At 38.4% G+C, this 690-nt stretch carries 1 protein-coding gene; it reads right to left on the reverse strand.

The genetic code is table 11. The annotated features are described in order from the left end of the window. Positions 1-20 precede the first annotated feature (20 nt). Positions 21-690 (reverse strand): transposase (locus WKU26_RS12620; RefSeq protein WP_340322310.1); only part of this gene is annotated, 670 nt, incomplete at its 5' end.

The raw sequence follows: 690 nt of genomic DNA on the forward strand, positions 1-690 counted from the left end.
TTTTGTTATTCCAAGCCCCATCAAAAAATAGACAGTTGATAATCTTCTTTCTGATTCACGTCCAAAAGCGTTTCCCAATCCTTTTCCGGATGGTTGAAAAGGCTGTAGAAATCCACATAATACATAAGTGTAATCCTCATCATGGTTGCAAGGCCTGAGAAGCTCCATGAACGAGTCAGTCCTTTTTTCATTACCATAAGCAGCAGATTGGCTATAAGTGTCACCCAGATCTGTATTTTAATCGCATTTGCACTTTCCCCATAAAAGTATTTCAAGGGAAAATTCTGTTTTATCTGCTTGAAGAGCAGTTCTATCTCCCAACGTTTGCGGTAGATTTCTATAATCTCGTTCGGTTCTGATTCCATATCGTTTGTAAGCAATGAAACCAGTTTGTGCTTTTTAATATCAACGTAGGTAATGATACGGGCATGATGAACAAGAACTGTACCATCCTTCAGCATTTTTGAGAACGTTACATTTTGTATGCGTACCTCCATAAGGCCTTCTTTAGTCTGGTACATACAGTCTTCTATAATGTTGTATCTCAGATTTTTCTTCATTTTTGTCACATACATGACCTCTCTTTGCGTGAGTGTTTCCAGCTTCTCATAATCAATGTATGCACGATCCATGGCAATTATGTCACCTTTGTTCAGTACTGATGGTCTCAACATGAAAGAATCGTTGGTC

It is taken from the genome of Phocaeicola sp. HCN-40430 (assembly GCF_037890285.1).
Lineage (GTDB): Bacteria > Bacteroidota > Bacteroidia > Bacteroidales > Bacteroidaceae > Phocaeicola > Phocaeicola acetigenes.